Genomic DNA, 18,266 nt, shown 5'->3' on the forward strand with positions numbered 1-18,266 from the left:
GGTTTATTACATAATTTAGGGTATTTAAGCTGCCATTTACCACATGGCCTGATATATTAGCGCTCATTATTTCTAGCAGTTACAAGGAATCTTTGTGGAGCATTTTGTTTGGAACGCTGATCCGGTCCTGATCTCAATTGGCCCCTTAACCATCCATTGGTATGGCGCATTATTTGCCAGTGCAATTTTTGCTGGTTTGTATTACATGAAATGGATTTATAATCAGGAAGGCAAAGATCCCGAGCAGCTCGACACCCTATTAATGTATGTCGTCGTTGGCATTATTTTAGGCGCTCGATTAGGCCACTGCCTATTTTACGAACCAGAGTTTTACCTGAGCAATCCGCTGAAAATACTCGCTATTTGGGAAGGTGGTTTAGCCAGTCATGGTGGCGGCTTGGGCGCAATTATAGGTGCATGGTTATACTGTAAACGCCATCAGGTCAAAATAATGTGGTTGCTAGACCGCTTAGGTATTGCAACGGCAGTGTTTGGTATATTTGTTCGCTGCGCTAACTTCGTAAACTCTGAAATTCTTGGACATCCAACGGATGCGGCAACCGGCATTGTTTTTGCCCGAATAGATAATATTGCCAGACACCCAGCACAACTCTACGAAGCGGTTTCTTATTTGTTAATCGCGCTTGTGCTTACTTGGGTCTATAGAACGACTCATGCGAAAGATAAAACGGGTTTCTTGTTTGGTTTATTTTTAGTACTGACGTTCACCGCACGTTTTATTATCGAGTTTTACAAAGAAAAACAAGCAGCTTATACACTTGATATAGCACTGAACACAGGGCAATTATTAAGTATTCCATTTTTACTGATCGGGCTATTTTTAGTTGCCAAGGCGAAAGCTAAATAGCTTTAATGATTTATGCGACAAAAAGTTATAACGTTGTTTCTTTTTGTCGCATACCCTTTTTATTCTTTGATACATTGAACAGCCACTAAACTTTTCTTGGATTCAATAAGTCAATCTTTAGCTTTTTGTCAGATGCCTCTTGGTAATTGGCAAACGAATCGTTAAGATCGCCCTATTACACAAAATTACCCCGTAAAACATGACAAAAAAATATTATGTCGTCTGGAAAGGCGCAAAAACAGGCGTTTTTGATAACTGGCCAGAAGTACAACAACTCACTTCGGGCCGAGCCGATGCACAATATATGGGCTTCCCAACAAAACAAGAAGCTGAAGAAGCATTTAAAGCGCCATACTCTAAAGCACTGGCAAGGCGTTCACTGTCTAAATCACCACAAAGCAAAAGCACTACGGTAACTCCTCAGTACGGCAATAAAGTTAATGCTGATGTACAAATTTTCAGCGACGGGGCTTGTTCACCAAATCCCGGCAAATCGGGTACTGGCATTGCGGTGTATCAACAGACGAAACTCACTGAGCTTTGGTATGGACTTTACGATGCCAATGGCACAAATAATACCGCAGAGCTATTGGGTATTCTTGAATCTTTAAAAATGGCTAAGTTTTACTTGGCTAAGCAAAAGTCGGTTGAAATTTTAAGTGATTCTAAGTACTCCATTGACAGTGTTACCCAATGGGCAGCAGGATGGCAGCGTCGAGGCTGGAAAAAAGCCAATGGTGAGGAAATCAAAAACCCAGACATTATCAAAGCCTGTTACGAGCTTTATTTGTCAATGAAAAGCCAAATTACTATTACCTATGTAAAAGGCCACGCTAATATTGAAGGCAATGAATTAGCAGACCGAATGGCGGTTTATGCACGTATGCAGCAGGAAACATCTTTCAAACAATTTACTAGCACAATCAATATTAAAGAAATTTTAGCAATGCCGTCCGGCTAACCCTGGGCGCTAGATTTTTGCATATTGACACAAAGTAAAATAAAGATTACCGTAAAAATATCCACAATTTAACTATGGCCATTTTATTTGCTTAGTTTCAGCTAAAGCAGTAAAACCCTTGTTGCATACATTTAGAATAAAAAATTCTGCAACGTCCTTTTATAGTGGCTAACGTAACCGAAATAAGTCGTACGGTTCAAAATTAAATATTGAGTGCAAGAGAATTGTTTTATGGCGGAGTGTTTAATCCCTACCAAGCAATGGATCTCAGGACACGACAAGGACGACTTATTATTACCTACTTGGCAAAGATTAGTTAATTTAATGGCAGAGCTTTGTGATACGCCTGCTGGTTTTATCGTACAAGCAGGCAATGACAAATATAAAGTGATTATTGCCAACCAATCAGTTGAAAACCCCTACCAAGCGGAAGCAACCATAGATGCAGATGTTAATATTTTTTGCAAAAAAGTGGTTGAACATGATTGTTTATTATACGTAGGTAACGCGACAGAGTGTGCTATCTGGCAAGATAACCCAGAAGTCAGTCAAGATGGCTTCAATACCTATTTGGGCTACCCGCTGCATTGGCCCGATGGTTCAGTATTTGGAACCATATGTGTAATGGACTTCAGAAAAACCCAATATGGCGATAAATATCATACCCTTGTTGAACACTTCCGCGATATGGCTGAACGTGAACTAGAACTATTAAATAAAAACATTTTGCTCGAAAGTGTTGCCTTTCATGACCATTTAACCACACTGGTCAATCGAAAAGGTTTTTTCTTTGCCGCCGAGCAGCTATTAAAGTCGGCCAAAAGAACACAAGCAGCAATTTGTATCTGTTATTTTGACATCGACAACCTCAAACCCATTAATGACAACTACGGCCATCAAGCTGGCGATCTCGTGTTAAAAACCTTTGCTGAAAGCCTAAAACACTCGTTTCGAGAAGTTGATATTGTCTCTCGGTTTGGTGGAGATGAGTTTGTTGTGATGTGCCAAGAAAGCAACCAAACCTTTATGCCAAATATGATTGAGCGATTAAGACAGCGAATTGCAACGCAAAGTTTTCAACCGACGATATCTTTTAGCTGTGGCTATACTTCTATCGCTATAGACGACGTTAATGATATGGGGCTAGATTATTTAATAAAACTTGCAGACGATGAGATGTACAAAGAAAAAGGCAAGAAAAAGCAATAAGTATTTTTAAACATTATGAACGCCAATTGAGTTAATGCCCAAGTTTAACTTGGGCAAATAAACAGGGCTATTGAGTTAGTAGCTGCTATTAACTCAAAGTCGCAGCAAACTTAATTGCTTTAGCCAGATCTTCAGGCGTATCAACACCTTCAACGGCAGAACGTTCTTTTGCTACGGCGACATGAATTTTTTCACCTTGCCATAACACTCGCAATTGCTCTAACGACTCAATTTGTTCCAAGGCACTTGTTGGCCATTGAACATAATCTTGGATAAAACTCGCGCGATAAGCGTAAATGCCAATGTGGCGTAGATAGAAGTCACCGATCGCATTTATCTCTTTTGCACCCAAAAAGCGTTCTCTATCGTAGGGGATCGTGGCGCGACTAAAATACAATGCGTAGCCGTCTTTATCCATTAACACTTTTACCGCATTGGGGTTAAGTGCTTCTTCAACCTCTTCGATATTTACTGCTAATGTTGCCATTTGTGCTTTATTTTGTTGAGCGAGGTTTTGAGCAACTTGCGCGATATTCTCTGGTGGAATAAAAGGCTCATCACCTTGCACATTAACAATCACTTGCTCTGGTTTAAAGCCATACTTTTCGACCACCTCAGCCAAGCGCTCCGTGCCCGATTGGTGGTTAGCGCTAGTCATACACACCTCACCACCAAAACCTCTTACAGCTTCAGCAACTTTATCATTATCAGTTGCAACAATAACCTGCTTTGCTCCACTGGCCTTGGCTTTTTCAACCACCCACTGGATCATAGGTTTACCATGAATATCTGCTAGTGGTTTACCAGGTAGGCGTGTTGATTCATAACGGGCGGGAATAATGACAACAAATGACATAATAATGCTCTTTTAAGTTCTTTCTTCTTCTGAAATGCGACGTGCTTCACTCTCTAGTAAAACAGGAATATCGTTTTTGATCTCGTACGCTAAACGGTCAAAATTACACCATAATTCTTTTTGTTCTTGTTTGTAATCCAACTTACCTTTACATACTGGGCAAGCCAAAATTTCCATTAATTTTCTATCAAATGCCATAGTTTTTCTCACTTATCACAAACTATCGTAAGCTTAGCAAACTCTCGATTAAAGCGTTTTCATCTTGTTGATTAAATTGTGCATTAACAGGTAGATACCACCAATTTGCTTTAGTAAAACCTGCACATTTAACCGCGTCTTTTTCTGTCATTAGCAATGGTGTATCGTCCATCACCCAATGAAAATCTTGTTCTGTGTAATCTTTATGATCAACAAAGCCCTGCGTTTTTAACAAACTAAAATTTAACTTTTCTAGCGTAGTAAAAAAACGTGCTGGGTCACCAATACCTGCGCAAGCCTGAATTTCGGGAAATTGCTGAATAAAATCAGCAACCGATACTTGTCGACCACTGCCCACATTGACAACATGGCTCGCCATTAGGTGCATACGCTTTATTTGCTGACTTTCAACTAAATCCCCTTCACCATTCACCACAATGTGGTCAACACTCTTTAGCCGAAAGGTCGTCTCTCTTAGTGGTCCAGCAGGGATCAATAAACCATTACCAAACTGACGTTTACCATCAACCACTAAAATTTCTACATCTCGTTTCATGCGGTAATGCTGTAAACCATCGTCACTGAGCACCACTTGCACACCTTGCTGTTTCAGTAGTTCAATCGCCGCAATGCGATCAGGACCAACCGCTACAGGAACTCGTGCTCTTAGGTACAGCATTTTAGGTTCATCACCTACCCATTGGGCACTGCTATCGTCACTCACTAAAAAAGGATAATAAGGTGCGCTTCCGCCATAACCTCTGCTTATCACGCCAACGTTAATATCACGCTTTTTCAGTTGTTCGATTAACCATAGCGTTAATGGCGTTTTACCATTTCCACCTACACCAATATTGCCAATAACCACAACGGGAACGCCACAGCTAATGCTGCGTTTCAAACCTATATGGTAAGCCAGTTTACGCAATAAGCTAACAAGCCAAAATAACATGCTAAATGGTAATAATACCGGTACCAATAGCCATTTGGCTTGATGTCCATTAAACCAAACTTTTTCAATTAATCGCATAGGTTACGATTACCCAAACTGAAATTTGTGCAACTGCGCGTAGGCACCGTCTTGCGCCAATAAGCTATGATGATCACCGGACTCAATAATTTTGCCTTGTTCCATGACAATAATTTTATCGGCATTTTCTATCGTCGATAATCGGTGAGCTATCACAATTGAGGTACGATTTTGCTGCAGTGTGTTTAACGCTTCCTGAATATGACGCTCTGATTCTGTATCTAACGCACTTGTTGCTTCATCTAGAATCAAAAACGGTGCATCACACAATAACGCACGTGCAATCGCTACCCTTTGCCTTTGCCCTCCTGAAAGCAGCGCCCCATTGTCGCCAATATTTGTATCTAATCCTTCAGACAACTGTTCAGCAAATTCTATAACATGAGCTTTAGTTGCCGCTTCGATGATCTGTTCACGGCTGGCGTCAGGTTTTCCATAAGCAATATTATTGGCTAAGCTATCGTTAAATAACACCACTTGTTGGGATACATAGGCAAACTGTTTACGTAAATCTTGTAACTTGTAATCGGTAATATCATGGTCATCAATCATCACCTTACCTTTGCTTGCCTGATAAAAGCGCAAAAGCAAAGCACTCGCGGTGGATTTACCACTGCCGGAACGACCAACTAAGGCAACAGTTTCACCAGGCTGTGCAGAAAAATTTAAGTCAGTTAATGCTAATTTTTCATCACCAGGGTAAAGAAAATCAACATGTTCAAATGCTAATTTACCTTTGGCACGAGCCAGTGGAGTATTACCGGTATCTTTTTCTTTGTCTTCATCAAGTAAAGAAAAAATGCTGTAACACGCTGCCATGCCCTTTTGAAATTCGCTGTTAACGTTAGTTAGCAACTTAAGCGGCCTAAGTAACATGGTCATATAGGTAACAACACCCATAAAAACACCGGCTGTTAAACCTTCAACTACACCATCTAACGATGCTATATACAAAACAAACGCCAGCGCAAAAGAGGCAATGATTTGAATAATGGGCACACTTGCAGATTTAGTTGCCACCATTTTCATACGTTGCTGACGGTTATTTTTATTTATTTTTTCAAAGCGTTGATTTTCTCGCTCCTGACCATCAAAGGTAAGAACTACCTTGTGACCGTTAAATGTTTGTTCCGCTGCTCTGGTCACTTCCCCCATAGCATCTTGAATGTTTTTACTGACCTTACGAAAACGACGAGACACGACTGTCACTATGACCGCGATGATAGGGGTAATAATTAAGAAAATTGACGCTAACTGCCAACTTTTCCAAAACATTAAGGCTAATAAACCTATAACAAATGCGCCTTGCTGAACCAAAGTTAACAAAGATTTACTGGTTGCCTGCAACACTTGTTCGGTATCAAAGGTCAATTTTGAAATTAGGGTACCGGTTGAAGTTTTATCGTGATAGGCGACAGGCATAGCCATGACATGTTGGAAAATATTTTGTCGTAAATCAGATACCACATTATTACCAACCCAAGCCAAACAGTAGTTGCTTAAGAAATGAAAAATGCCACGAAAAATAAAACAAACAATAACAAACAGCGGCGCCCATTTCATAAATTCAGGGTTGTTACCGTTTAAACCCTCATCGATTAAATCTGGCAGTTTTGATAAAAAATAAACATCAATCGCGGCGTAGCCCAACATACAAATGATGGCGAAAATGCCCGCTTTTTTATATAGCTTGGCATAACTCATTAAACGCATAAAAGTTTGCCAAGTGTTGTCTTGATTTACATTTTGCGTCGATTCGTCATTGTGCTCGGTGCTTAACGACATTCACTACCCGTTTTCTCTATCTCAATTAGCTGGGCATTTTAGCCTTTATTGCTCAGTCAACCAAGCGCAGATTTTGCAATCTGTTAATTTGCAAACCAAAACGGCCAGATATCTTGTTTATACGTGGTGATTTTCATTTCACCTTGTGTAAACGACACTGAGATCATGCCTTGTTCAGCGGTATTTAGCGTTGGCACCTGTAGCCGCTGATACCTGTCTTTGACTTGTTGACTCGGCATACGCCAACGATTGAGATAACCCGCACTAAAAATTGCAACTTCAGGTGCAACTGTATGAATAAAAGCAAGAGAGGATGAACTTTTAGAACCATGATGAGGCGCTAACATCACATCTGACTTTAATAATTCCGGCACATGATTCACCAAATCCTGTTCAATTCGAGAAGATATATCACCCGTGAGTAAAATACTACGCACGCCATCGCTGACTTTGATAACGCAAGAGTCATCGTTATGATCTGCCCTTTCTTTCTTGGGATGTAACACCTTTAAGTTCAGCATTTGCCATTGAAACACATCGCCCTCAAGACACGCTTTTCCCGTTTCTAGCTCATTTGATATTTTATTTACGATGGGAACATGCTCTGTAAGTACATCAACGCCACCAGCATGGTCATTATCGTCATGACTGATAATTAATAAATCGATTTCATTAAAGCCGTGATAGCGCATATAAGGTAAAATCACCGCTTCAGCCACAGAAAAGCCACTAGGGTAAGAAGCAGCCGTATCATAAAGCAGTAATTTGTTGTTTGCTCTAATCGCTATGGCAAGCCCTTGTCCAACATCTAACACATCAAGATACCAGTTGTCTTTTTGAATACTTGCCGAGTTAAGCTGTGAAATTTTTAGAGAAAAAGCTATTAAAAAACAGATAACCACCGCCTTTTTGATTGGTAGATGTGTGACAAAGAACACCACGGCAAGCAAGATGAGCAAAGACAACAAAAGCCAAGCATCATGATGTATTTTCCATTGCCCCCAGGAAAAGTCACTCAACCATGACAAATACCACCAAACGATATCTATAGTCACTTGTGACAGCGCTAAAAACACGTCGGCTAAAGGTTGAAATATCCAAGTAAAAATCAAAGCAAGCAATACTAATGGTACAACAACAAAGCTTAACCAAGGCACTGCCACTAAATTGGCAAAAACGGCAACCAAAGACACTTGGTAAAACAAACTTGCGGTAATAGGTAATAGCACCAAAATTAAATACACCTGAAATACCGACAAATGTTTAAAGTAATTAACACATTTCACAGCTAGTGAGCTGCTTTCGATAGGTTTTGCTGGCAAACGCCACAAGTATAAAAAGATCAAACTCACCGCACCAAACGACAACCAAAAGCTAACGCTGAATAAACTGAACGGCGCTACAAGAATAATTAACGATAGACTGATCAACAATAAACGAGACTTACTCAGCGATAACGAAAGCAACTTGGCTAAGATAAATACCGACAACATAATTAATGCACGGATAGTTGGTGTAGAAAATCCAGCTAAATAAGCATAAAAAAGTGTTATTAAAAACACACCAAACAACACCAAGTGCTGAACATTGAACTGCAATAACGTATCTTGATGTTTTGTTGGCAGCAGGCGTTTAATCGGTAACACTTTAAAGAGCAACATTAACCATGCATAGCCTGCAAGTGCTACTAAACCTAAATGCAACCCCGAGATCGCCATCAGATGGTTAGTCGCAGTATGAGTTAACACTTGCCATTGTTTATCCGATAACTGACTTTTTTCACCAAAGGTTAACGCCAAAACGATGGCTGAACTGTTTTCTTCAGGCAATAGTTGGCTAAATTTTTGATAGAGCTGTTCTCGCCAAGTGACACCCTTGTTAATGAGTTGATTGACCGCTTTATTTTTAACAAATCCAGTCGCATGTATGTGTTGTTGTTTTAACCAAGTTAAATAGTTAAACCCGCCGGGATTTGCAAATCCATGGGCAGGTTTGATTTTCATGGTCAACAGCCACAACTGCCCTTGTTTTGGAACAATAGATGGCTCTAACCAAGTTACCCGAATACGTATTGGCTTTTTCAGTGCTTTATTATCTAACGAACTAATATCAGCAATAAAACTCACTCTATCGTTTTTGATAGCAGCAATAGATGTAATTTCTGCGACAGCTTGCTGATACTTTTGATTGACGCTATTTTTATCAAGACCATTATTTTGCCATACCGTGTGATAACTTGCGCCATGCCACAATAACCATGCACAACCACAAAACAGCGCCGACAACCATTTTGTTTTGCTAATAAAAAAACACAGCAGACTTAAAACGGTAAAAAAAGCAACATAAAATAAACTTGGCGTTAGTGGCAAAAACAGCGACAATAACGCCCCTAAACTGAATGATATTAACCACCGATCCATAGTGAATTAATTTTCCTAATTAAAAGTCCATGCCAAAAAAAACCATTAAAAAATTGATGCCAGACCATCAAAAAATAAAGTCTAACAAGCATTTACAAATTTTTGGCGACTTGCTGCACAACGGTAATTTATGGCATTTAAACCGACGATCTGTCGCCAAAGCATTTGCCGTAGGCTTATTTTTTGCCTTCATCCCTGTACCGTTTCAAATGGTTTTAGCAGCGGGCGTAGCAATTATAGTACATTCAAATCTCCCTCTCTCCATTGCCCTTGTTTGGATCACAAACCCACTGACCATGCCGGCAATATTTTATTTTTGTTATATCGTGGGAACTTGGATATTAGGTGTGCAGGAGAAAAAATTTGCTTTTGAAGCCAGTTGGGAATGGGTGGTGAATAGCCTCTCCACTATTGGTCCTGCGTTTTTGGTCGGCTGTGGGGTATTGGCAGTTACGTTTTCTATTATTGGTTATTTTGGTATTCACTGGTTGTGGCGCTATTCTGTCGGCAAAGAATGGAAAAAACGCAGTAACCGATAAATTAGCGGCTATTTTCAAATATAAAAAGGCTGACATTAATTAATGTCAGCCTTTTTATTTTGTAATGGTGAAGATAAACCTATTGTTTTCTTGCCACTAAATGTACTGTGCTTGTGGCTCTTTCTAAAAATCCACCTTCGCAATAACCTAAATAAAATAACCACAAACGTTTAAACTGTTCGTCGTAGCCAAGCTCTGTTAGTTCTGGCCAAGATTTATTAAAGGCATCGCGCCAATCCGCCAATGTTTTAGCATAATGCAAACCAATGTCGTGAAGCTCTTCCACCACTAACGAGGTGTGCTCCTTGATATGTTTTGAAAGCTCAAATACTGAAGGTAAAAAGCCACCGGGAAAAATATAACGCTGGATAAAGTCCACGTTATTTTTGTAATACTCAAAACGTTGATCTGCGATGGTGATAGATTGGATCAGTAATTTTCCGCCCTCTTTTAATCGACTATGGCATTGTTTGAAGAAGCTTGGCAGGTATTCATAGCCCACCGCTTCGATCATTTCGATAGAGACTACTTTATCGTATTGCCCCTGAAGCTCACGATAATCTTTTTTAAGCAGTGTTACTTGCTGCTCTAAGCCAAGTTCTTTAACGCGTTGTTCAGCATATTGAAACTGGGCATCTGAAATCGTTGTGGTAGTGACATGACAGCCATAATTTTTTGCCATATGGATCGCTAAACCGCCCCAACCAGTACCAATTTCTAAGACGGTATCTCCTGGTTGTAGTTCAAGTCGTTGACAAATGGTATCAAGCTTATGAATTTGCGCTTGAGCTAAGCTCGCTTGCTCGTTTGGATAAATGGCTGCCGAATACATCATTTCAGGATCTAGAAAACGGGTGTACAACTCATTTCCTAAATCGTAATGGGCTAATATATTGCGCTTAGAGCCTTGTTGACTGTTTCTATTTTGCCAATGGATCAATTTGTTTTTTAGCGCTGCAAACCAAGACTTTTTACTTTCTAATCTGTCAGTTTGCTGTTGGGCTTTGGCAAATATTCTTATGACAGCAGTTAGATCTGGAGATGACCACTTGCCATCAATAAACGCCTCTGCCGCTCCGATACTGCCGCCTTTAACAAAATCTCGATACAAACTTTGGTCATGAACAACAATTTTGCCTTGAACTGGAGTACTGTTATCAATCGCCTTTGGAAAGTAGTGATGTTTGCCACCTTCTACTATTTCCAATTGGCCGTAGGTTAACTTTTCAAAAACCGAAAAAACGATATCTCGACAGCGTCTATCAAACCAGTTATTAGCTTGTTTTGTATTTATGTTGGCCACTTGTTCCACAACTTGCTCCTAAATTTCATTTTTTGGCTGCTGATAGCTGACAAAAGGTATTCGTTTAATAAATAGCTTTAATGCTTGCCAGTATATTGCCGATACAATTTTTAATGTCATCACTGGCAAAGAAAACACCACGTTATTCATTTCTTTAGCAGTGAAATCACGTTTTTCCATATTCATGGAAGCGTCAAAAAGCTTTTGGTTTGTTTCGTCAATTGCTCGATTTTCGATATGAACAAACAACTTCTTTTTGTCTACACTAGGTGCTTTCACCACCCAGTGATACGCCATATTCAAGTCCATGAATGGTGAGACATGAAAACACTTTTCAGTTGCTTGAAGTGACAACATATCAACTAAATAATAATGTCTTTGATTCCAAGGAGTATTGCTAACTTCAACCAACATTTGCTGACATTGCCCATGTGTGTCATAGCAAAAATAAAAATTAGCAGGGCTAAAATACAAACCAAAACACCTTGCTTGAACCAACATGGTAATGCGCCCTATTTCGGGATCACCACCAAGCGCTTGCAACTTATTGACAATACGTTGGCGCAAACTCCCTGGTTCACCTTTAATGTAATCTTGTTCAACAAATCTAACAGGTCGCCACCAGTTGCGGCCAAACACGCCACATGACTTATGGGTTTGGCTTATTTCATCAACATCAAGTGCTAACATGTATAGCTGATAAACAAAAGCATGCTTTTTAGGAGAAAAGCGCCGATGTGACACTTGCCCAACATAAATGGCACTTAAAGCTGATGTGCTTGTCATATCTCACCTAATTTACAATCAAAACGGCTTGCAACATCAACAGCACTGCGTACACCATCTTCATGAAAACCGTTGTACCAATATGCGCCTGCAAAATGTGTTCTGTTTTGGCCACAAATGGTATTGCGCTGCTGTTGAGCGGCAAGCGATTCCACTGAAAAAATCGGGTGGGTATAGGTAAATTCTCGCAATATTTTGCTAGGTTCAATCGCTTCTTTTTGGTTAAGCGTGACACAAAATGTTGGCTTGCAGTTTAGCCCCTGCAAAATATTCATATTGTAAGTTACGCTAGCAGGCTTACTTCGATTAGCACTTAACTGATAATTCCAACTTGCCCAGGCTTTTTCACGTTTAGGCAATAACTGTGTGTCTGTGTGCAATACCACAGAGTTTTCGCTGTACGGCATAGCGGATAAAATGCGAGTTTCGTCAGCGCTAGCATCAGTGAGTAAAGATAACGCTTGATCAGAGTGACATGCTAACACCACATCGTCAAAAGTCTTAACTTCTGCATTGCCAAAGGTTAACGACACACTGTCTTGGTCTCGAGTAATCGAGCGAATATCACTATTGACATGAATGTTGTCAGCAAAACGTTTAGTTAGTGGCGTTAAATAGTTTCTTGAACCACCAGGAATAACATACCACTGAGGTCGGTCTGCAATATTTAGTAATCCATGGTTAAAGAAAAACTGCACAAAGAACTTAAATTGAAATCCTTCCATTTGTTCAAGTGAACTCGACCAAATCGCAGCGCCCATCGGTAATATATAATGTTCGGCAAAAAAGCGACTAAATGCCTGCTCATATAAAAATTGCCCTAACGTATATTCCACCTCGTATGTGGCGTTTTCATAGGCATGTTTACACAACTTATTAAAACGCAGTATTTCTTTGATCAAGCCCCAAAAACGTGGGCGAAAAAGGTTACGTCGCTGAGCAAACAAAGTATCTAAATTATGACCATTGTACTCTAGCCCTGTTTGGCTATTGTGCACTGAAAAACTCATCTCTGTTTCTTGCTTGCCAACGCCAATTTCATCGAGCAAGGTGAGAAACTTAGGATAGGTTTTATCATTAAAAACGATAAAACCGGTATCAATAGCATAATGTTCGCCATCAACTTCCACATCAACGGTTGCTGTATGACCACCAATTTTTTCCGCTTTTTCAAATACAGTAACGTTATGTTTTTGAGACAACAAATAAGCCGCTGTTAAACCTGAAATGCCTGAACCGATAACGGCAATATTTCTCATTATTGCATGCTCCTTAAAGCAATAGAGCGCCATATAAAATTAGGTAAAATGGCGAAGGTTTTGAGTAGCATAGTCAGTCGCTTAGGAAAATGAATGTAGTCCTTTTCTGCTGCTATACCTTTATAAATACGTTTAGCTGCCTCTTCAGCTGATAATAAAAATGGCATATCAAAATCATTTTTATCGGTCAGTGGCGTTTTGATAAATCCGGGATGAATAAGTGAAACGTTGATTTGTTGTTTTACTAAATCTAAACGTAAGCTATTTGCTAAATAATCAACACCCGCTTTTGATGCGCCATAAGCTTCTGAACGAGTAAAAGGTAAGATAGACGCTGACGAGCTAACAAAAGCAATTCGCCCTCCTTTAGGGATTTTTGATAGAAAATGCTCAAGCATTATTCCCATTGATATTAAGTTGGTGTTGATGACTTGTGCAAAACGGTCACTATCAAACTTCATTACATCATCAATGTACTGACAGTCTCCCGCATTGAGAATAAGTAAGTCAATTTTGCTGATTTGTGCAGCAGCTTGTTTAACTTGTTCACCTTTCGTGATATCAAAGGCTAAGCAGCGAGCATTTTTTTTAAATGACGCAAGTTTGTCGAGCTTTTCTCGATTTCTGCCACACGCGATAACCTGATAACCTAAGCCAGCATAATGGTAGAAAAGCGCTTCACCTATGCCTGAAGTCGCTCCAGTAATTAGCACCGTTTTATCTTTCATTAGTTAGCCGCTCTTTGTTTTATCCAGTGAATAAAGCGACCAAGAACTGGTACATGTTCATACAACATAGCACCAAGATCAATGTAGTCTCGGTGATAAGAAACTTTGTCATCGCTACCTTTAATATGAGAATGACCTTCAACAATAACTGGCTTACCACCATTTAATTTAGGGTGTTGATAAGTCATTTGCCAATAAATAGCGGCTTGCTCACCTTGTAATAAAACATTGGTGATGTTGAAGCAACAGGATTCAAGGTTGGTATAAAGCTGCTGGAAATACTGATGTAGCTGGGTTAGCCCGTTAATACAATGCATAGGGTCTTCAAAGTGTATGTCTTGGTGATAAATGTCATCAAGTAAATGTAAATTGTCAGTAGACAACAGATGATAGTTATTGATAAAAGCTTTGAGCCATAGCGGTTCATTACCCTTATTAACTGCTAATTCTGCTGTAATTTTTTGACCAACACTGTTCATTACTTTTCCTAAACAAACACTTTAATACAATAGGTTGACGCTATATTTCGCAGTGCAAACCTTTGTCCATTACACTTTGTAAAAGGCTAATGCATTTTCTCGTGCAGCCTTATGGTCTACTAATGCTGGCCAGTACACGCTACTGTTAATTTCCTTTAAATACTTATGTGGAAAATGTATGTGTTTATCAGGCACATTAGCCAACTCTGGTAAATATTTACGAATGAAATCCCCTGATGGATCAAAACGTTCACTTTGTCTTATCGGGTTAAACACACGAAAATAGGGTTGAGCATCACAACCAGTACTTGCTGCCCATTGCCAACCGCCATTGTTAGCCGCTAAGTCGCCATCAATCAGTTGCTTCATAAAATACTGCTCGCCCCAGCGCCAATCGATTAGCAGGTGCTTTGTTAAAAAGCTAGCAACCACCATTCGCAAACGGTTATGCATCCACCCCGTTTGATTTAACTGGCGCATGGCCGCATCGACAAATGGATAGCCAGTTTTCCCCTGACACCAAGCATCAAACCACACCTGCTTGTTTGGCCAATCCATTTGCTGGTATTTGTCGTTGTAACTCTTATGCGTGCAAAGATCTTGTCTGAAATGCATTAAGTGGCGATAAAAGTCACGCCATATCAGCTCATTCAACCAAGAAAACTCAGCACTATCAGTTGCAGTCAGTAAATCAGGACAACGCTGTAACAGTTGTCTCAAAACATACCGTGAGCTAAGTGCGCCAATGGCTAAATAAGGCGATAAACCCGAAGTACCTTTGATCGCTGGGAAGTCTCGTTGTTCATGATAATCTTCAAGCTTGTCACGTAAAAATGTTGGAATAACCGATTGTTCAACATCTGTGACCAGTGGCCATTTGACAGAACTTTCATCGCCTGTCAACAAAGCAATATCATTTACCTTTGTTTGTTCAACTTGATTAAAAGCATTGTCTGCTAGCGTCAGGCCATGCATTCGCATGTAGCTTAACCACGCCTTTTTAAACGCGGTGAACACTTTATACATGTCGCCAGACTGCGTTAATACTGCACCTTTAGGTACTATCACGTCAGACTCAAATAAATGGAGTTTAATGCCGGCGTCCATGATTTTTTGATCACGTTGACGCTCGTTAATCTCAAGCTCACTACTAGCAACTACTTCATGGCCCTGCTGCTGGCAGCGCTTTATCAAATAACTTGTTTGTTCTTTAATATCAGCAACTTCTACTACTTCTAAATTAATGCCTAAAGTCGTTAACTGTGATTTAAGTAGGCGAATATGCCGTTTGATAAAGTCTATTTTTATTGCTGACCAATGATAATTTTTCCATTGCTCAGGCATAAGAAACACAATGGCTTTGTCGTCGGCGTGTTTATGTTGGATAAAATAAGAAAGTGCGGGATTATCACGAACTCGTAAATCCCCTCTAAACCATAATAACAATGTGATTCCTTATATCTTGCGATATTTTGTTTAGCCCACCCAAAGCGTGGGCTTAGCAATTCCTGTTAATGAAGTGTAGTAGCGCTAAGTTAATAACCATAGCGCAATCTTAACTCATCTGGATAGGGATTAAGATAAAACTGTTCTGCTAGATACTCTTTGGGATGAACCATTAAATAATGTCTGATCAGTGTCAAAGGTACCATTAATGGCACTAGACCTTTTCGATATGATTCAATTTGCTCACATAGCTCAGATCTTTCCAGCTTAGAAAGGTGTTTAGAAAAGTAACCTTGAATATGTGACAGTGTATTTGCGTGTTTTTTGCGAGTTGCTTTAATGGTTAACGCTGACATTAATCCCGAAATATACTGCTCAGCCATATCATTCAAAGTTAGATCGGCTCTGGCTAATAATCTTCCCAGATCTTTATAGGCGATCAAGTCATGACTCATCACAGTATATTTGTAACGACTGTGAAAGGTCATCAGTTTATGTTTGGTCAAACCACTGTCCACCAAGGCTTGCCACTGACGATACGCATAAACTCGTGCGACAAAATTTTCTCGAATAATAGGGTCGTTTAACCGGCCATTTTCTTCACATGGAAGTAAAGGATTTGCTTTCATGATTTCTTTGGCAAAAGCGCCAACACCATCAGACTTTAAACTGTTACCTTCTTCAGAATACACTTTAACGCGTTCCATGCCACAACTAGGGCTTTTAGCACAAAAAATGTAACCACTAAATGACTGAGCCACCTTGGCCACTTTTTTACCATATTCAGCTAGTGCGTCAGTCACGTCACCTGAGCCATCAGGGCGAGCTACACGTATGACGTCTTCCTTTTTAATTAAACGAATAGTTGGCCTTGGAATAGGTAAACCGATAGCAACTTCAGGGCAAAATGCTTTAAAAGTAACATGTTGCCCTAACTCATTCATACAAAAGTTAGACGGTTTATTACTGGCGTCAAATCTTACTTTTTCACCAACTAAACAGGCACTTATGCCAATGACTACATCTGATTTGTCGAACTGCTGCATTATCGACTCCTAATAAATTAACGAACCAAACGGATTTAATAACTTATTGAAACCTTTCGTAAAGTGTAGTGCATCATTAGCGACAGTAAAGCATAAACAACCGTTTTCTGACACTGGTGAATGGTCATGGTTTTGGTCAAGCAAAATGAAGTCACCTACATGATATTCGCCCATGTCATCACTGAAACTACCTTCTAATAGCAAGGTGAGTTCGTACCCATGATGTGTATGTTGAGGTACAGACCCCCCCGGATCAATATGCAATAAACTTGAGTGAATTTCACCTTCACCTAAATTGATACGTGAGCGAGCTAATTTACCCAAATTCATAGGGCTTGCAAACTCCATATGTTGCAATTGCTTAGGCAATTTATATTCTTTGCCCTTTAAGGTAACAAACTTAGCCTGGCTTGGTGTAACACTAGCAAGGTCATCGGTCTGAGTGATTTCTTCAAACATGCGATCGAAGTCGATATCACTGATATCGTCACTTTCATCTACAACAAATTGATGCAGAAACGCTTGCTCAAAACTGTTTTCCGCTGCTTGCTCTGTTAAATTAGCAATGTTTGCCTGACACGCTGGGCACATATCGGCATGAATCGCGACACCAGCCGACAACGACGCAGGAAGTTCGCCATTGACGAATGCTTGTAAAAGTTCTTGTGAAGGATGATGTTTAATCATGTTTGCCTCCTAACTGCGCTCTTAGTTTTGCTAAGGCTAGGCGTAATCTAGATTTTATGGTGCCTAAGGGTAGGTTTAAATGCTTCGCCAATTGTTCTTGCGACATTTCCATAAAATAAAACCCTTTCACCACTTGCTGTTGGTTTTCCGGTAATTCGTCAATGCAAGATAAAATCTTGTCCTTTTCTAAGTGATCAGAAAAGGTATCTTCTTCTGCAACAACACTTTCAGCTATTGGCCAAAAATCGTCACTTAACGTATCTTCTCTGTTAGATTGCACTTTACGTAACATATCAAAGGTTACGTTTCTCATTACCGTGTAAACCCAAGTTGTAGCTGCACCTTTGGCGTTATCAAACAAATGCGCTTTTCGCCAAACATTCGACATGGTTTCTTGAACCACTTCACTTGCCTGTGCTTCTTGATTAAATTTGCTTTGCGCAATCCGCAAAATTTTGGGTGCAAAAAACTTGAACAAACAAGCAAATGCTTGTCTATCTCTCTGTTCAGCTACTGCAATTAACCATTGACTTAGCTGGCGATGATCTACTTGCTCCTTCATACCCTTAGATGTTACACCAGAGGGTTTGGTTGGCAAGTTCATTTGCGCTTGTACCATTTACGTCTTCCATACCGGGTCTATGTAGATTTTTACGTATCAATAAA

Annotated in this window: 18 protein-coding genes; 4 read left to right on the forward strand and 14 right to left on the reverse strand. The window is 39.9% G+C overall.

All coding sequences use genetic code 11. From position 1 onward, the window contains the following. Positions 1–94 precede the first annotated feature (94 nt). The 3 genes from lgt to IE199_RS17825 all read left to right on the forward strand — a co-directional run bounded on the left by lgt (position 95) and on the right by IE199_RS17825 (position 3,038). Positions 95–868: a prolipoprotein diacylglyceryl transferase gene (gene lgt, locus IE199_RS17815; protein ID WP_189773353.1), complete on the forward strand. Its 774-nt coding sequence runs from the start codon at positions 95–97 to the stop codon at positions 866–868. A gap of 199 nt (positions 869–1,067) precedes the next feature. Next, on the forward strand, positions 1,068–1,829 hold the full coding sequence (locus IE199_RS17820; RefSeq protein ID WP_189773354.1) for a ribonuclease H family protein: 762 nt from the start codon (positions 1,068–1,070) through the stop codon (positions 1,827–1,829). Between the two features lie 231 nt (positions 1,830–2,060). After that, positions 2,061–3,038, forward strand: a complete 978-nt coding sequence (locus IE199_RS17825) for a GGDEF domain-containing protein (RefSeq protein ID WP_189773356.1) — start codon at positions 2,061–2,063, stop codon at positions 3,036–3,038. 88 nt (positions 3,039–3,126) lie between these two features. Here IE199_RS17825 and kdsB read toward each other — a convergent pair whose 3' ends face one another. The 5 genes from kdsB to IE199_RS17850 all read right to left on the reverse strand — a co-directional run bounded on the left by kdsB (position 3,127) and on the right by IE199_RS17850 (position 9,327). Continuing rightward, entirely contained in the window at positions 3,127–3,894 is a 768-nt protein-coding gene (gene kdsB, locus IE199_RS17830) for a 3-deoxy-manno-octulosonate cytidylyltransferase (RefSeq protein WP_189773358.1), read from the reverse strand. A 12-nt stretch (positions 3,895–3,906) separates the two neighbouring features. Next, positions 3,907–4,092, reverse strand: coding sequence for a Trm112 family protein (locus IE199_RS17835; protein WP_189773360.1), 186 nt, complete (start codon positions 4,090–4,092; stop codon positions 3,907–3,909). A gap of 22 nt (positions 4,093–4,114) precedes the next feature. Continuing rightward, positions 4,115–5,122, reverse strand: coding sequence for a tetraacyldisaccharide 4'-kinase (gene lpxK / locus IE199_RS17840; protein ID WP_189773362.1), 1,008 nt, complete (start codon positions 5,120–5,122; stop codon positions 4,115–4,117). 9 nt (positions 5,123–5,131) lie between these two features. Beyond that, entirely contained in the window at positions 5,132–6,835 is a 1,704-nt protein-coding gene (msbA, locus tag IE199_RS17845; RefSeq protein WP_229854827.1) for a lipid A export permease/ATP-binding protein MsbA, read from the reverse strand. Between the two features lie 155 nt (positions 6,836–6,990). Then, entirely contained in the window at positions 6,991–9,327 is a 2,337-nt protein-coding gene (locus tag IE199_RS17850) for a DNA internalization-related competence protein ComEC/Rec2 (RefSeq protein ID WP_189773365.1), read from the reverse strand. Between the two features lie 29 nt (positions 9,328–9,356). Here IE199_RS17850 and IE199_RS17855 point away from each other — a divergent pair, with 29 nt between their 5' ends. Continuing rightward, positions 9,357–9,866 (forward strand): DUF2062 domain-containing protein, encoded by a 510-nt coding sequence (locus tag IE199_RS17855; RefSeq protein WP_189773367.1) that lies wholly within the window; start codon positions 9,357–9,359, stop codon positions 9,864–9,866. Between the two features lie 79 nt (positions 9,867–9,945). Here the strand turns inward: IE199_RS17855 and IE199_RS17860 are convergent, their stop codons facing one another. From IE199_RS17860 to IE199_RS17900, 9 genes are all read right to left on the reverse strand, one after another. Continuing rightward, entirely contained in the window at positions 9,946–11,178 is a 1,233-nt protein-coding gene (locus tag IE199_RS17860; protein ID WP_189773369.1) for an SAM-dependent methyltransferase, read from the reverse strand. A 9-nt stretch (positions 11,179–11,187) separates the two neighbouring features. Continuing rightward, positions 11,188–11,955 carry a DUF1365 domain-containing protein gene (locus IE199_RS17865; protein WP_189773371.1) on the reverse strand — a complete coding sequence of 256 codons (768 nt, stop codon included), beginning with the start codon at positions 11,953–11,955 and terminating at the stop codon, positions 11,188–11,190. Next, a complete protein-coding gene (locus tag IE199_RS17870; RefSeq protein WP_189773374.1) occupies positions 11,952–13,214 on the reverse strand; it encodes an NAD(P)/FAD-dependent oxidoreductase in 1,263 nt (420 codons plus the stop codon). The genes IE199_RS17865 and IE199_RS17870 overlap by 4 nt, the downstream gene beginning before the upstream one ends. Continuing rightward, positions 13,214–13,942 carry an SDR family NAD(P)-dependent oxidoreductase gene (locus IE199_RS17875; protein WP_189773376.1) on the reverse strand — a complete coding sequence of 243 codons (729 nt, stop codon included), beginning with the start codon at positions 13,940–13,942 and terminating at the stop codon, positions 13,214–13,216. The genes IE199_RS17870 and IE199_RS17875 overlap by 1 nt, the downstream gene beginning before the upstream one ends. Beyond that, positions 13,942–14,421 carry a nuclear transport factor 2 family protein gene (locus IE199_RS17880; protein ID WP_189773378.1) on the reverse strand — a complete coding sequence of 160 codons (480 nt, stop codon included), beginning with the start codon at positions 14,419–14,421 and terminating at the stop codon, positions 13,942–13,944. The genes IE199_RS17875 and IE199_RS17880 overlap by 1 nt, the downstream gene beginning before the upstream one ends. A 69-nt stretch (positions 14,422–14,490) precedes the next feature. Beyond that, positions 14,491–15,873 (reverse strand): deoxyribodipyrimidine photo-lyase, encoded by a 1,383-nt coding sequence (gene phrB / locus IE199_RS17885; RefSeq protein ID WP_189773592.1) that lies wholly within the window; start codon positions 15,871–15,873, stop codon positions 14,491–14,493. Between the two features lie 83 nt (positions 15,874–15,956). Further along, entirely contained in the window at positions 15,957–16,913 is a 957-nt protein-coding gene (locus IE199_RS17890; RefSeq protein ID WP_189773380.1) for a YbgA family protein, read from the reverse strand. A 9-nt stretch (positions 16,914–16,922) separates the two neighbouring features. Continuing rightward, a complete protein-coding gene (locus IE199_RS17895; protein WP_189773382.1) occupies positions 16,923–17,600 on the reverse strand; it encodes a ChrR family anti-sigma-E factor in 678 nt (225 codons plus the stop codon). Continuing rightward, entirely contained in the window at positions 17,593–18,219 is a 627-nt protein-coding gene (locus IE199_RS17900; protein WP_189773384.1) for a sigma-70 family RNA polymerase sigma factor, read from the reverse strand. Before IE199_RS17900 ends, IE199_RS17895 begins: the two co-directional genes overlap by 8 nt. Positions 18,220–18,266: the final 47 nt, after the last annotated feature.

The organism is Thalassotalea marina, from assembly GCF_014656435.1.
In the GTDB taxonomy this organism is placed as follows: domain Bacteria; phylum Pseudomonadota; class Gammaproteobacteria; order Enterobacterales; family Alteromonadaceae; genus Thalassotalea_C; species Thalassotalea_C marina.

Coding starts and splice junctions, on each gene's coding strand:
- IE199_RS17865 (WP_189773371.1), bottom strand. CDS start 11,955: ATGACAAGCACATCAGCTTTAAGTGCCATTTATGTTGGGCAAGTGTCA.
- IE199_RS17890 (WP_189773380.1), bottom strand. CDS start 16,913: ATGCAGCAGTTCGACAAATCAGATGTAGTCATTGGCATAAGTGCCTGT.
- IE199_RS17880 (WP_189773378.1), bottom strand. CDS start 14,421: ATGAACAGTGTTGGTCAAAAAATTACAGCAGAATTAGCAGTTAATAAG.
- kdsB (WP_189773358.1), bottom strand. CDS start 3,894: ATGTCATTTGTTGTCATTATTCCCGCCCGTTATGAATCAACACGCCTA.
- lpxK (WP_189773362.1), bottom strand. CDS start 5,122: ATGCGATTAATTGAAAAAGTTTGGTTTAATGGACATCAAGCCAAATGG.
- IE199_RS17835 (WP_189773360.1), bottom strand. CDS start 4,092: ATGGCATTTGATAGAAAATTAATGGAAATTTTGGCTTGCCCAGTATGT.
- IE199_RS17875 (WP_189773376.1), bottom strand. CDS start 13,942: ATGAAAGATAAAACGGTGCTAATTACTGGAGCGACTTCAGGCATAGGT.
- IE199_RS17895 (WP_189773382.1), bottom strand. CDS start 17,600: ATGATTAAACATCATCCTTCACAAGAACTTTTACAAGCATTCGTCAAT.
- IE199_RS17850 (WP_189773365.1), bottom strand. CDS start 9,327: ATGGATCGGTGGTTAATATCATTCAGTTTAGGGGCGTTATTGTCGCTG.
- IE199_RS17855 (WP_189773367.1), top strand. CDS start 9,357: ATGCCAAAAAAAACCATTAAAAAATTGATGCCAGACCATCAAAAAATA.
- IE199_RS17900 (WP_189773384.1), bottom strand. CDS start 18,219: ATGGTACAAGCGCAAATGAACTTGCCAACCAAACCCTCTGGTGTAACA.
- IE199_RS17825 (WP_189773356.1), top strand. CDS start 2,061: ATGGCGGAGTGTTTAATCCCTACCAAGCAATGGATCTCAGGACACGAC.
- IE199_RS17820 (WP_189773354.1), top strand. CDS start 1,068: ATGACAAAAAAATATTATGTCGTCTGGAAAGGCGCAAAAACAGGCGTT.
- IE199_RS17870 (WP_189773374.1), bottom strand. CDS start 13,214: ATGAGAAATATTGCCGTTATCGGTTCAGGCATTTCAGGTTTAACAGCG.
- msbA (WP_229854827.1), bottom strand. CDS start 6,835: ATGCGTTTAATGAGTTATGCCAAGCTATATAAAAAAGCGGGCATTTTC.